Annotated in this window: 10 protein-coding genes; 7 read left to right on the top strand and 3 right to left on the bottom strand. The window is 61.6% G+C overall.

Features of this window, described 5'->3' with window-relative positions; translation table 11 throughout:
- The first annotated feature begins 1 nt into the window (after window position 1).
- Window positions 2-2248, top strand: coding sequence for a heavy metal translocating P-type ATPase (locus ABLE92_RS16065; RefSeq protein ID WP_348805785.1), 2247 nt, complete (start codon window positions 2-4; stop codon window positions 2246-2248).
- Here ABLE92_RS16065 and ABLE92_RS16060 read toward each other — a convergent pair.
- Window positions 2186-4249 (bottom strand): cytochrome c oxidase assembly protein, encoded by a 2064-nt coding sequence (locus ABLE92_RS16060; RefSeq protein WP_348805784.1) that lies wholly within the window; start codon window positions 4247-4249, stop codon window positions 2186-2188. The genes ABLE92_RS16065 and ABLE92_RS16060 overlap by 63 nt on opposite strands.
- A 55-nt stretch (window positions 4250-4304) precedes the next feature.
- On the opposite strand from ABLE92_RS16060, the gene ABLE92_RS16055 reads away from it, so the two are divergent.
- On the top strand, window positions 4305-4964 hold the full coding sequence (locus ABLE92_RS16055) for a DUF5134 domain-containing protein (RefSeq protein ID WP_055476902.1): 660 nt from the start codon (window positions 4305-4307) through the stop codon (window positions 4962-4964).
- Window positions 4965-5056: 92 nt separating this feature from the next.
- Here ABLE92_RS16055 and ABLE92_RS16050 read toward each other — a convergent pair whose 3' ends face one another.
- Window positions 5057-5398, bottom strand: a complete 342-nt coding sequence (locus ABLE92_RS16050) for a DUF3703 domain-containing protein (protein ID WP_078111947.1) — start codon at window positions 5396-5398, stop codon at window positions 5057-5059.
- Window positions 5385-5735 (bottom strand): ArsR/SmtB family transcription factor, encoded by a 351-nt coding sequence (locus ABLE92_RS16045; RefSeq protein ID WP_078111946.1) that lies wholly within the window; start codon window positions 5733-5735, stop codon window positions 5385-5387. Before ABLE92_RS16045 ends, ABLE92_RS16050 begins: the two co-directional genes overlap by 14 nt.
- Window positions 5736-5967: 232 nt before the next feature.
- Between ABLE92_RS16045 and ABLE92_RS16040 the strand changes: the two genes are divergently transcribed.
- The 5 genes from ABLE92_RS16040 to ABLE92_RS16020 all read left to right on the top strand — a co-directional run bounded on the left by ABLE92_RS16040 (window position 5968) and on the right by ABLE92_RS16020 (window position 12437).
- On the top strand, window positions 5968-7044 hold the full coding sequence (locus ABLE92_RS16040; RefSeq protein WP_348805783.1) for a hypothetical protein: 1077 nt from the start codon (window positions 5968-5970) through the stop codon (window positions 7042-7044).
- Between the two features lie 950 nt (window positions 7045-7994).
- Complete coding sequence (locus ABLE92_RS16035; RefSeq protein WP_348805782.1) at window positions 7995-9215, top strand: SAVED domain-containing protein; 1221 nt, start codon at window positions 7995-7997, stop codon at window positions 9213-9215.
- 52 nt (window positions 9216-9267) lie between these two features.
- A complete protein-coding gene (locus tag ABLE92_RS16030; RefSeq protein ID WP_348805781.1) occupies window positions 9268-10419 on the top strand; it encodes an SMODS domain-containing nucleotidyltransferase in 1152 nt (383 codons plus the stop codon).
- A complete protein-coding gene (locus ABLE92_RS26185) occupies window positions 10307-10822 on the top strand; it encodes a type II CBASS E2 protein (protein WP_496560817.1) in 516 nt (171 codons plus the stop codon). The genes ABLE92_RS16030 and ABLE92_RS26185 overlap by 113 nt, the downstream gene beginning before the upstream one ends.
- 301 nt (window positions 10823-11123) lie before the next feature.
- On the top strand, window positions 11124-12437 hold the full coding sequence (locus ABLE92_RS16020) for an ISL3 family transposase (protein WP_348805779.1): 1314 nt from the start codon (window positions 11124-11126) through the stop codon (window positions 12435-12437).
- Window positions 12438-13836 lie beyond the last annotated feature (1399 nt).

Genomic DNA, 13836 nt, shown 5'->3' with positions numbered 1-13836 from the left:
CGTGACCGACCTCGTTGACGACACGTACTCGACCCGCCGCATCCAACTCGATGTAGGTGGCATGACCTGCGGTGCGTGCGCAGCCCGAGTGGAACGCAAACTCAACAAGATTGACGGCGTACGCGCCTCGGTGAACTACGCTACTCGGCGGGCCACCGTGGAACTCGATAGCCACGCAGGCGTGGCCGATGCGATCGACGCTGTTCACACGGCAGGCTATTCGGCTACGGAACTGACCGAGCAGGCTCCTCCTGTCAACGAGGATGCGTCGACGGCGAAGGCGCTGTTCACCCGACTGATCGTCGCGCTGGCCCTGTTCGTGCCGCTGGCCAACCTCTCCGTAGTGCTCGCCGTCATCCCGGACCTGCGTTTTCCCGGGTGGCAAGCGGTGTTGGTGGCGCTTGCCACACCAGTCGTGACCTATTGTGCGTGGCCGTTCTACCGCACCGCGGTGCGTACGTTGCGGACCGGTGTGGCCACGATGGACACCCTCGTCTCGCTGGGAGTGCTGGCCGCGACCGCCCTGTCGATGTATTCGATGTTCTCGGCCGATGCGATGTCTGCCGCGGGTCAGGGGGTGTGGTCAGCGATCTTCTCCAGTGACTCGATCTACCTCGAAGTTGCCGCCGGCGTGACGGTCTTCGTGCTGGCGGGACGCTACTACGAAGCGCGTGCCCGCACACAAGCTGTCCAGGCATTGAGCGCGCTGGCCGCGCTACGCGCAACCGAGGCCCGCGTCGAGTGTGCAGGGGGTACGAGCATGCTCATACCCCTGGCGGAACTCAAAGTCGGTCAACGACTCATCGTGCTGCCGGGTGAGACCATTCCCTCGGACGGGCATGTGATCGAGGGCACAGCCAGTGTGGACCTCAGTGCGATGACCGGAGAGACGACGCCGGTGCAAGTATCAGCCAACCACCGCTCCACCGCAGTCGGGGGCACTACCTGCCTCGACGGGCGATTACGGGTGGAAGTCACTGCAGTCGGTGACGACACACGCCTTGCGGAGATGATCGCGCTGGTCGATAGCGCACAGATGGCCAAGGCCCGCGCTCAACGGGTCGCTGACCGTATCGCCGCGATCTTCGTACCATGCGTCATCGCCCTGGCTGTGAGCACTGTCGTGGGCTGGTCACTAACCGGAGCGTCCTGGGAGCACGCCGTGAGCGCCGCGGTGGCCGTGCTGGTCATCGCCTGCCCGTGCGCGCTGGGCCTGGCCATGCCGATGGCCCTGGTGATCGCCACCGGGCGCGGCGCCCAACTGGGAATCTTCCTCAAAGGGCATACCGCATTGGAACTGTCCGGGACGATCGATGTGGTGGTCTTCGACAAGACCGGCACTCTCACCAATGGGCGACCTCAGGTCAGCGGCGTGTACACCGTCGACAACAACAGCACGGAGTTGATCCTTGGCTGGGCCGCGACACTCGAGCAGCACACCAGCCACCCCATCGCTACCGCTATCGCCGCAGCGGCCGGTCCGCAGTCCCTTCCTGCACCGGTCGAGGTGGTCACCGACGTCGGCAGTGGCGTGCGTGGAGTGATCGACGGCCTGAGGGTGCAGGTGGGCTCGCCGACGTGGATTGCCCGTACCGCTGCGGTGCCTGCCGCGCTCGACGCGCAGCGCGCTGACGTCGAACGCTCTGGTGGCACCGCGGTGTACGTCGCAGTCGATGATGCAGTTCGGGGCCTCATCGACATTCGCGATAGCGCCAAACCCTCTGCTCGCCAGGCAGTCGATGAGTTGCACCGCATGGGACTTCGCACGTTGTTGGTCACCGGCGACAACGCCGGCGCAGCGCAGCGCGTAGCAGCGCAGGTCGGCATCGATGACGTGACCGCCGGGGTGCTCCCGGCCGAGAAAGTGGCCATCATCGACGACGCGCGCAGGAGCGGTGCCTGTGTGGCGATGGTCGGTGACGGCATCAATGACGGGCCCGCTCTGGCTTCGGCGGATCTGGGCATTGCTATCGGTGGCGGTACCGATGTCGCTATCGGCGCCGCCGACATCGTGTTGGTGCGCGACGATCTCACCACCGTCGCGTTGGCCCTGCACCTCGCCTCGGCCACCCGACGGACGATGCGCACCAATCTGGCATGGGCGTTCGGTTACAACATCGCCGCACTGCCGCTTGCTGCCGCTGGACTGCTCAACCCCCTGATCGCCGGGGCGGCAATGGCCTTGTCATCGTTTTTCGTCGTCTCCAACAGCCTGCGTCTGCAGAACTTCGCGCGTGTAGACCACTGAGGGTGACAGTTGCTGGGTCGGTGCCAGCTGAGACACCATCGCTGCGACGGTTCGAGAGTCGCTGCCATCAATGGCGACGGACTCGGGCAGATCGGGCCGGCGTTCGGCACGCACCCACTGCACCAACAGCACCAGGCAGACCACCACCATCGGAATCTCGCTGATCACTGCGGCCACCACACCGCCCGCCCACTGCGTGCGCGCGAGGTCGGGACCCCACGGCAGTTGCAACTGGCTGTAGAAGGATTCACCGATCACCGTCGTGGAGGTCATCAGTGCGATACCAAAAAAGGCGTGAAAAGGCATGACGGCGAACAGCAGACCTAGGCGCGCCAGAATCGGCAACTGCTTGGGGCCCGGGTCGATCCCCACAGAGACCCAAAAGAACAGGTACCCAAGGGCGATAAACAGCACGCTCATCAAGACGTGCCCCCAGTGGTAGCGGACGAGTACGTCGAACACCGGTGTGAAGTACACCAGAAACGACGAGCCCACAAACAACGCGAACGCGACAACTGGATTGAGCAGTAGATGTACGCCTCGGGAGCCGAGCAGAGTCAGCAGTCCCCGCCGGCACGCCGCTCCACCAGTGTTACCTGCCGTTGGCAGCACCCTCAACAGCAACGTGATCGGTGCGCCACCCACCAGCAGAATAGGTGCGATCATGGTCAAAGCCGTGTGTTCGGCCATGTGCACGCTGAACAGAGCATTGCCGTAGGCCTTCAATCCGGAGCTGGTGGATACCACCACCACAGCGCAGCCCGTGACCCATGACGCGGTCCGCCGTATCGGCCAGCGATGTCCACCGCCCCGCTCCCGCCTGGCGGCTACGACATATCCCACGGCGCTCACCACCGCTGCCACACCCACCACAAGATCAACACGCCACAACGACACCAGCGACCCGACACCGGGCGGGCCAGGAAGCGAATAACCCAGGTACACGTCCCACGCAGTGAATGGGTGGGCAATCAACCCGGGTGCGACCCGGGTGTCCATCACCGCCCAACACGCCACCGCTGCCAGCGCAGCCCCCGCGGCAAGGGAAGAAGCAGTTGCCGACATCGGCACACCCCGGCGCAGGCGCACAACATCGGCGATCACAAGCACCGCCAGTACACCCACCAACAGCCCCGCAGCGCGACCGAAAGCCGACGACCACACGCCCGGAGTCCGCAGCAGCACCACCACACACACCGCGCCCACCAGAGCTGTCACATCGGCGCCCAAGACGACATAGCTGACACGTCGGTCGGCCGCCCTGTCGATGGTCGCCGACCCCAAACCACGAGCCCTAAACCGGTCGGCCCACCGCAGCCCCACCGACACCGCCAAGCTCGCCGCGAACACAATCACCGCGCCGGTCGTGTAATCGTGGTCAGGCCCCTGCGCGGCATTACCGACCACAGGCAGCGCGAGCACCCCGACCGTCGCGGGAACCACCAGCGCCACCTGGACCGACCACCGCAGCGACACCGAACCGACCAGCACCACGACACCCGCTGCCGCCACAACCAGCCACGCCAGCGCCGGCAAACTCACACTGAACGCGTAACCAACCTTGCCGCTGGACACCATCGCGCCCACGGACACACCAGTGGTGTCCGCGGCCGACGTAACCGCCATCAGCACCGCAACAACCACACCAAACCCTGCAGCGCGGCGGACGCGGCGAAACACCGGATACACCGCAGCGTCAATGAACCCCTGCGAGTCGGGAGACGCGGTGAGCACCACCGAAACTAACCCTCCGAGGACCGCCGCAGCCAACGCAAAGCCAGCAAAATTGCCGACCACATCGGCCACAGCCGTACCCATCCCCGGGTAAGGATCCGCACTCTCGACATAGCGAGTGGCCCCGGACGCCCAGGCGTACACCGCCAACACCAGCATCAGCCCACCGACCAGCAACGGCGCCACCACCCGAAGAGGAACTGCGCGCAGCAGTCGCGACTGGATTGACGAGGTGTCAGCCTCCGGCAACGCCTTTGATTCGCCCACCAACCGTATGCTACTACTGCGCATAGTAGTTAACTCACATGGATCGAGGGCCGCGGTGATCGACGACCTACTCCTGCGGTGGATCGTCACCGCCATGTTCGCGATCGGAGCGATCGACAGCATTCGCACCCTAGCCGCCCACCGCAGCGACCTGCGGCTCTCAGTCGTGCACTGCCTCATGCTCCTGATGTCGCTGGCGATGATCGTCATGGCGTGGCCACAAGGCAATCAGCTCCCACTGCTGCCTCTGATGCTGCTCTTCGCTCTCGCCACAGCAATCGCGGTCGTCTTCGCGGTGCCGAAGACGACCGCGCGGCGGCTTTACGTCTCTACCGCAGTGATGATGGCCTCGATGGTGTGGATGTATGCGGTGATGAGCCGGCACAATTCCACATCCGCCGTTCCCGCTGCCACCGCCCCCGCACACCACGGAGGCCCGTCGGGGGCCGACGCCATCAACGAGATGACACCGCTGCACGGCCCGTCATCAGATCCCATGTGGATGGGGTCGGTCACCTTGCTACTCGTGCTCGGCTTCCTCGCGCTCACCCTCTACTGCGCAGCCCGGTCAATTCAGCTGCCACGCACCGCGGCCCCAGCGCCACCACTGTCAAACGCTGTAGCGACGCTTCGCCGCCCGCATCTAGAGTTCTCGTGGATATGCCACACGTTAACCGCCGGTGGGACAGGAATCATGTTCGCCGCTCTACTCTGACAGGCCACCCGAGCCTCAGAGTGAGCGGTCATTCCCGATATCGCTACGGCCGCCGCGCAGCGCATGCTCATCACTGTCGCGTCTGCGGCTGTTCATGACCGTAACGCAGAAGCGATATCGCCGGGAACCGGCATCGGGCGCATCAGACCGGCGGCAACACGTCCGGTGTTGCCCTCGGGGTAGCGTCCGCTCAGCGATCCGGGAGCGGCAACGATGATGCGCACCACCTGGCCGAGCGCTTCGCGCCGATCATGTTGGTGCACAGCGAATCTGAACATCGAAATGTGGTTCTGAGTATGCAACCACGGGTCCGGCTGGGACACGATGTGGGCGCGTTCAAGATGGTGCCAGCGCTGCTCTGCCACCTCGGCGGCGGCGGCCGCTGCCATCTCTGCCCGGTAGAGGTCACGGGCTGCCTCACTAATGCGAGCCATCGCCAGCCTCCTCGGCGCAGCACGGATCATCCAACGCAAGTACCAGCCCGAGTAGATCGTCGAGTGCATGACCAATCCGGCTATTAGCCAGTTCATACCGACTCCGTCGACCCTCAGGTACCGCGACCACCAAACCGCATCCCCGTAGGCAGGCCAGGTGATTCGACAACGTTTGCCGCGACACCCCAATCGCCTCAGCCAAGTCCGCCGGATAGGCTCCACCATGGCGCAACCGAACCAACACCTGCGTTCGCGTCGAATCGGATAGTGCGTATCCAAACCTCGTCAACGCGTCATGCTGCGCTTCTACCACCGTGCTCACGCCAAAATGATACATGACTCGATGTATTCACGCACATCTGAACAGTAAAGGTCAGGACTTCCGTCCGGCTCGATTAAGGCATAATCCTTTGCCTGTGCCTGACATAGCATGAGATTATCGGTGTACTCCAGATTGGAGATCTGTCTGACTCCTGGCCGTGCTGGTGCGGCAACCATTCGGGTTCTCCGAACTGCCACCGGAAACGCGAAAGCGAGTTTCGAGGCTGCCGCAGGTCTATTCTATTTGCATGGTCGATGGTGGAGCATATGAAAAGAGTCTCCTTGACCTGGGAGCTCTTGGGGAGTTGGCGCGGCTCGCCGCGCGCGATACTCCATTGCCACCCACACCGGCCCTGAGTTTCACTAATCCGGAAACACGTGAAAGCATTCAGGTTCTGGGTCCTCATTGGGCACTTGATCATCAAGCAACAACCCGGCGCGCTCTTGCGCCTCTCTCTGAAGACAACGAGTACGTAGACGTTGTTATCGCCCTCTTGCCCGATGGCACACTCCAGCGAATAAGGGTGATCCAAAGCACCTTTGCCACTGGAAGTGGCTCGCCAACCTACACCGACGAGCCGGATGTCCGTCCTGTCACGGAGGCTGATGTCGAGCGCCTTGATTTCAGTATGGTTCGCAGTGTGGAACCTCCAGTTGAGAATTACGAAGATTGGGGCATGAACGAGAAGCTTGGATTCTGGGGCACTCGTCGTGGGCGTGATGTGGTTGGGTCGGCGCTGGTACATAGGTCACGAGGCGCGGGCCTAGCGCACGTGTTGAATTCCGTCCGAAGTGGGACCCTGGCCGCGCTCCCCAAGCCCGTTCGGCTGCACGACGTACCCGCATCGATGCGCCCACTTGGGGACCCCAAAGGGTCCGAGAGCGTAAAGATGCAACGAAAAGTCAGCCTCGGCAGGGCATTCAGTCTGTTAGGTAGTCGTGCACTTGTTGCGATCGGCGTTTGGATGGCGCTCGGTCTTCTGATTCTCGCCTCGAACAACGTCGGTGACGATCCAGCGTTCGCAGAGGGAAGTTACACGGACGTGGCGTGGAGTCTCGTCTGCACTCTTATTCTGGGCTTCCTCATCGACGTCTTCATCGGAATCGGAAAAGGCCAGACATTCGTTGTAGGCGCACTCGTAGGGATCGCACTGTTTCTCTACGTCGCGGTATATCGGGCAGGGCTCTGGGATGAGTTTGTGGGGCCTACCCCGGCGACTCCCACTCCGATGGATCTTTCGATGTTCTGGGTAGCGCCTATTGCCGGTTTGGTCGGGTACTTGCTGTCCTCGCTACTCGTGAATCGGCATCAGGTGCACGGCTGAGCGATCTGCGGCCTCGGACGGTGCAATGTCACCCGACGATTGCTAAGGTTCATCCATACTTGGAGACCTCGGGCGCGGGACTGAACAGTCGCCCTGCGCGTCAACGATCTGGAGCTGGCGGTGTTGCAGCTGACCTTTCCATCTGCCTGCGGCTCGCAAACTACCTGACTGGGAATCCGGAAGGCCAGCGACCACAGTGCCCGCGCGATTAACTGGATCGGTCCCGTCCCAGATCACAGGTCATGCGTCACTATCTCAGTCACGATCCACGCAAATGCGGAGTTCACAGTCGCTGGCGCTTGCAATAGAAATCGATGATGCAGTTACTTCCAGTGGCCGTCATGCTCTGGACAGACCAAACCAGTGCTGTTGCATTTGTTGCAGGTGAGTTTGCCTCCAAGACCGCTTGCGCGACCCCCGTTACACGCTCGACAGTCGTGAAGCTTCCTGTGGCACTTGCGACATTCCATTCTCCTGATTCCCTTCTTGGCGGGTAGTAGGCTAAGAACTCCTTCTGCCGACCTCAGGCGGCCCACGAAGTAGTTCAGCTCCAACGGGTACAGTCTGACTTGACCTCACGACGGTTCAAGATTGTTCTCTGAGTTCGCCTGGCTAAATCGTGGTCCCTCCCTCGCGGAAAATCACGGTTTTCGGAAGTATTGCGGCCGATCAATCGCCGAGTGAATCCGCTCTTGCCCGAGAGAGGGCCGCCACCAAGAAGGCCGGCCGTCACAGACTCCCCGAGACCACCCTGTCGGTGGTCTTGAGTGTTCGTTCCGAAACTGCTGCGAGCGCGGTCGGCGTCCGCCGTGGGTCGCGCGGCGACAGTTTGTCAGATGCGGTCGGTACAATAATCACAGCGGTGTAAGACCGAGTGGTCGGCGGATTTGTCGCTGGCCACCCAATGGATATTCGCCCTCCCAATATACGGCTGCCTAAGGAACCTCGCGATGCCACAGACCTCCGGCTCGACAAATGCCGACGCCGCGGAGAGCACCGAACTCGCCGCGGCCGTGGATCGGGCGGGGAAGCGCGTAGCCGTCCGGGACCTGGATGCCCGGAGGGTGTGGGTCGATGCCGGTGGGCGGTGCACTTTCTGCAAGGAGTTCCTCGCCGACAACGAGACCACGGGGCAGTCTGTCTTCACCGGTCAGTTGGCTCACATTGTTGGCGCCACCGCTGAGAAGGGCTCGCCCCGCGGTCAGAGCGCCAAGACGCCACAAGAGAGAGCGCTCCCTGAGAACTTGATGCTTCTGTGTCCTGGCGAGCATAAGGTTATCGACACCTTCGAGCACTGGGCCACCTACGACGAACAGCAGCTCCTCAGCTTCAAGCAGCAACACGAGCGCGACGTTCGCGAGCTGACGGGGTTGTTGCGGAAGCCGAAGACCACAGTGATTCGTGTGTCGGGGGACGTCAGAGGTCATGCAGTCGACTTCAGTAAGCAGGCCGTCATCCGAGCCCTCCTGGAAGAGCAGCGCTTCCCCGATTTCAGTCTTCACGACGATAACCAGAACTGTGAGGTTGACCTTCGGGCTTACGACGGTGAGGACAGCAGCGACGACATCTATTGGCAATCAACCCGCCTCACGCTCACAAGGCGCCTTCGGCCACTGAACAACCACCTCAAGACCAAGGAGATCGACCACGTTTCGGTGTTCGCGCTCGCGCGCATTCCGATCCTCGTTCAGCTTGGCATCTTGCTAGATGACGTCACAAACGTCACCGTTCACAACCGTCGCCGCGGAAGCGGGGATGGATGGGGCTGGTACGCGAAGGAGCGCACCGCGAACCTGTCATTTGATGTGATCGAGGTACCTGGTCAGGGCGATCCGGTTGTTACGTTCAGTATCAGCGGCCCCGTAGATCTCGATGCACTCCCAGCGCAGTTGCGCGGCAAGCCGCGCTTTGACATACGTGCCAGGGGTGTCGCCCTGAGCCCCACGACCCTACGGAGCGCCGAGGACCTCGGGGCGCTCATCGACATATGGCGCGAAGTCCTCGCAACCCTCGAGAATCACTATCGCAACCAACCGATCAGCCTCGTCCCAGCGGTATCTGCAGCCGCTGCCGTCGAGATCGGTCGCGCACACATGACAGGAGTCCACCCGACGTTCCGGGTGTTCGACCGCATCAACAACTCATACGCACTGGCTTTGGAGACAAATTGAAGTCCCAGCATGTACCCCGACTCCACAAGATCCAGCGAAAGCAGCCGCACAGATGACAATTCTCGCCGACACCAAGGAAGCTCAGATCTCGCAGCTCCTCGGCGCCACCATCGAACAACTCGATATCACCGACGAAGCGTTTGACGCTGCGGAAAGGTGCTACCTGCATCTTGGTGAACATCTCTCCCAGGCGAACGCCCAGGTCTACGTGCAAGGCAGTTTCATGCTCGGCACTGTCGTGCGCCCACACCACCGAGACGGCGAGTACGACCTCGATCTCGTGTCGAAACTCGACGTCGCGAAGACCTCGACCACGCAACAGGAGCTCAAGGACAGGGTCGGCGCGCTGCTCAACGACTACCACCAGGAGCACGTCGGCGAGGGCTGCGAAACCCCCATCGGACTCTCTGAGGGGCGCCGGTCCTGGTGCCTGCATTACAACAAATTTCACATGGATGTCCTCCCTGCTATTCCCGACGCAGCTTCAATATCGACGACCGCGATCGAGCTCACCGACCGCAACCTGAGATACTGGCAAAAATCCGACCCACTTACCTACGTCGAGTGGTTCCGCACCCAGTGCGCCAAACAGCTCGCGCAGGAACGTGCCAGGCTGGCCAAGTCCTACGGGTCGGTAAATGCGGTACCGACCAATCGGGTCCGTACGCCCCTCCACAGGGTCGTGCAGATCCTTAAGCGGCACAGAGACATCTACTTTGCCGACGACCTCGACGATCGCCCACCGTCCAGTCTCATCACCACCCTTGCCGGCAACGCGTACGAGGGAGAGACGGATCTCGTTCTCGCAACCTCGAGCGCAGTGCAACGAATGCCTATGTACATCGAGAAGCGCAGCGGGCAGTACTGGGTGGAGAACCCCGCATGTGAGGGGGAGAACTTCGCGGACAAGTGGAATGAGTACGAGTCTCGCCGGCTGAAGTTCGAGAATTGGCGATCCGCTGTCGAGCGCGATCTCGACGCGCTCCTACTTGAAACCGAAGGCACCGTCGCACTCAACCAGCGGATGGCGAAGTCCTTCGGCGACGTCCCTGTTCAAGAGGCCTTGAAGACACTGGGAGCTCGGGCAAACAGTGCGCGCGAGTCCGGGAAGCTCCACTTCGCACCGGGAGGGCGTCTCACAATCGCTGCGACGGCAACTGTCGTCCCGCCACACAGGTTCTTCGGTGACTCCACGACACGGTAGGCGGCTAACCGTCACCCAACAAGCAGTTCGTCTACAGCAACAGTTCCCCGACACACGCAAACCTGTGGTGAAGGCCGGCAACCTGGTCTGGTCAGTCACACTGCAACCAACACCGATGAGCGTCGACTACACAGTGCGAATCACCTACAAACATCGGCAACGCCCCCAAGTGAAAGTGCTTACCCCACAACTCAAGTCGCGTCCACGTGAACCGCTACCCCACGTCTACCGCGGCAACGAGCTGTGCCTGTACTACGGGGATGAGTTCGTCGGCTCCGAGCACTTCATCGCCGACACCATCGTCCCGTGGGCAACCGAGTGGCTCTATTTCTACGAACACTGGATGTCCACCGGCGCGTGGCTGGGTACCGAGGCGCCGCACTCGCCCGGGAACTCAAAGTAGGCGATCATATGGTCACATTCGATTGCACGGTCAACCTAATCCATCCCGGCATTTCCGGAGAGCTCAGGTAGTGAGTGCCTCCTCCGCACGCCTCCCCCTTCCGTGACAACTGTCACGGCCGAGTCAACGGACAAATGAAAGGACCACCGACGCGACGCGCCGGTGGTCCCATAACGGCTCTTCGAAGTTGAGCGGGCAATGCCTGGTCAGGGCCGCGGCGTGTCGTTGAGGTGAGACGCCCCTGGTCTCCGGAAATCTGGATGTTGCGAAGCATCAGAATTCTTGAAGGAGTACCAGGGGCATGGCCGAGCCTACGTCGTTGTTGTTGGGGTTGGAAGGACTGGAGGTCACCGCGGTGACCAGGGGCACCGATCGCAGTCGGGTTGTCGATGTGGTGACCGCGGATCGGCGGGCGGCACATTGCCCGCAATGCAAGGTTGCTTCGTCATCAGTGAAGGGCCACGCGGTGACACGGCCCCGCGATATCCGATACGGGGATGACCCAATCATGTTGCGGTGGACCAAAACCCGATACTACTGCGTGAATCCGGCGTGTGAGCGGCGTTCGTTCACTGAGTCGATACCGCAGATCCCGCCGCGGCGACGAACCACCACCCGGTTGCGCACTCAGATCGGCCGTGATGTCGGTGAGGCTGCCCGCTCGGTCAGCGAAGTCGCCGCCAGCGTGGGCGTGTCGTGGCCGACCGCGCATGCCGCGTTCATTGAGCACGCCAGCAAGGTCCTCTCCACGCCGAAACCGGTGCGTGTCCTCGGCATTGATGAAACCCGCCGTGGCAAGCCCCGATGGACTCGTGACGTCGACGGGCGGCGGTGGGTGCGTGTCGATCCGTGGGACACCGGGTTCGTCGATCTGAGCGGTGATCAGGGGCTGCTGGGCCAAGTCGAGGGCCGCACCAGCAAGGCGGTCACTGACTGGCTCACCACCCAAAGTAAGCAGTTCCGCACCGAGATCACCCATGTGGTGATCGACCCGTCCGCAGCGTATGCGGCCGCGGTCACCACCGAGCTGCTTGCGAATGCGACTCTGGTTGTCGATCATTTCCATCTGATCAAGCTCGCCAACGACGCCGTCACTGGGGTGCGGCGGCGGGTCACCTTCGATGCCCACGGTCGCCGTGGCCGGAAACAAGACCCGGAATGGGCCAACCGACGGCGCCTGCTCACTGCGCGAGAACGATTGTCGGACAGATCATTTGCGAAGATGTGGAATGCTCTTATCGACAACGACCCCACCAGTGAGATCCTCACCGCCTACATCGCGAAAGAGGAACTTCGCGCACTGCTGGCCTGCGCCCGCGAAGACGCCGACGACAGCGAGGTCCGCCGGCGTCTGTACCGCTTCTACACCTGGTGCGCCGAGGCGAACATCCCCGAACTCACCCGCCTGGCCGCCACCATCGAGACGTGGTGGCCGGCGATCCTGGCATTCGTGCACACCGGCCTGACCAACGCCCGCACCGAGGGCTACAACCGGCTGGTCAAACAGGTCAAACGCGTGGCCTGCGGCTTTCGTAACACCGAAAACTCACGCCGCCGGATACGATTCCACTGCACCCGCGCCCAGCGGGCCAACAACCAGCAATTCCACTGCTGAGCAGTGCCCGGCTAACTTCGAAGAGCCCCCATAACCGGCAATCCAGGTGGTCCCTTCACGGTGGCAAATGACAACCGACATTGGCGAGTTTCCATAGATTTGGCGAATCTGACTCCATAAACTGTGTCCATGACGGAGTACTGCGACTGCGGCCGGGCGGCGGGCATGCTCTGCCGCGTATGTCGGATCCCCACCTGCCAATACCATCGTTTCGCTCGCCGAAATTTGTGCCTCGGTACCGATGTGTATGCCGACGCGGAATGTGAAACATGGCTGGGCGATGGCCTGTGCAATTCATGCTTGCCAGCGCAATGTGATCAAGAACTGGAGTCAAATGTCTTGCCTCAGATTCGCGTTGGAGGTGCCAACTCTTTTGAGCGTGCCTGTGCGGTAGCGACCGCACAGGAGTATCGATTTCAGGATCGGCTGTCTGCGAGGCTTGGGGAGCTGTCACCTAGACCAGTTCTAGTATGGAGGCTGGTCAATTGGCGCGGACCTATGGATAAAGGCTTACCTGCGAAGGAATTTGCAAGGCAATTCGCTGATGCGGCGGCTAGGCGAAAGTTAAAGCCGCAAGAAATCCGAATCTCCGTGTTCAGGCGTCGGCAGGTCTATGCGGTGTTGGGCTCGTACGACGACCGTGGCCGACCTCGGAAGCCGTGGTATTTTGTCACTACGGATGGTGTGCAAATGTATGAGGTACTGACGGTGGACCAGTACCGGGCAGTGGACCCGGCGACCGTCGTTGATATCTATGAAGGAGTAGGCGTGACGCTCGACTTGAGCGTGCTTGCAGAACACCACTTCTCCCCCTACGAATAAGGGCCTGTGGGCCTGTGCGCTTTCACGGTTCAGGTCGATAGATGCGAGGGTCGTGTTGTTTCAGCGGTCGCCCCTCCCTGGTCAAGACTGCGAACCCGGCCGAAGGAGTGGAGGCCGACGGCTGCAACTACGAAGCTTGAGACCCAAGAACCGGCAGTCAGGCACTCTGTAGAACATTCGCCACGGATTTTGACAAGATTCTCGGCTCACGAATTTCACCCAGGATGGCGAGCCGCAGGTCAGTGCCTTGCCGTTCGCCACTCCCCTTGCCCGTTCACACTCGAGACGAGTGCTAAAACCCGCTGACCAGCAATCATTGTCCTCGCCGAACTGGCCGGAGGCGCCTTATGGCCGGGCTGCCGTAACGATGACGTGCAGACATGTTGAGATCATTCATCTAATGAATGGGATCTACGCGCCGATGCACCCGTACGCGGCGATTGGGTGTCCGTCCGGTTCCCGCACTTCAGCGCGTCTACTAGGTTCGATATTCGTCACAGTGACGTTTCTCACTGCGGTGTATTTACCTGTTGAACAGGTCATCTGGCGGTTCCTGCCGTTGGATCCGAGTGTGGTC

Origin of the sequence: Gordonia oleivorans, from assembly GCF_040044975.1 — a bacterium.
Lineage (GTDB): Bacteria > Actinomycetota > Actinomycetes > Mycobacteriales > Mycobacteriaceae > Gordonia > Gordonia oleivorans.
Note: the sequence above shows the minus strand (reverse complement) of the source record. Positions and strands in the feature narration are given on the sequence as shown.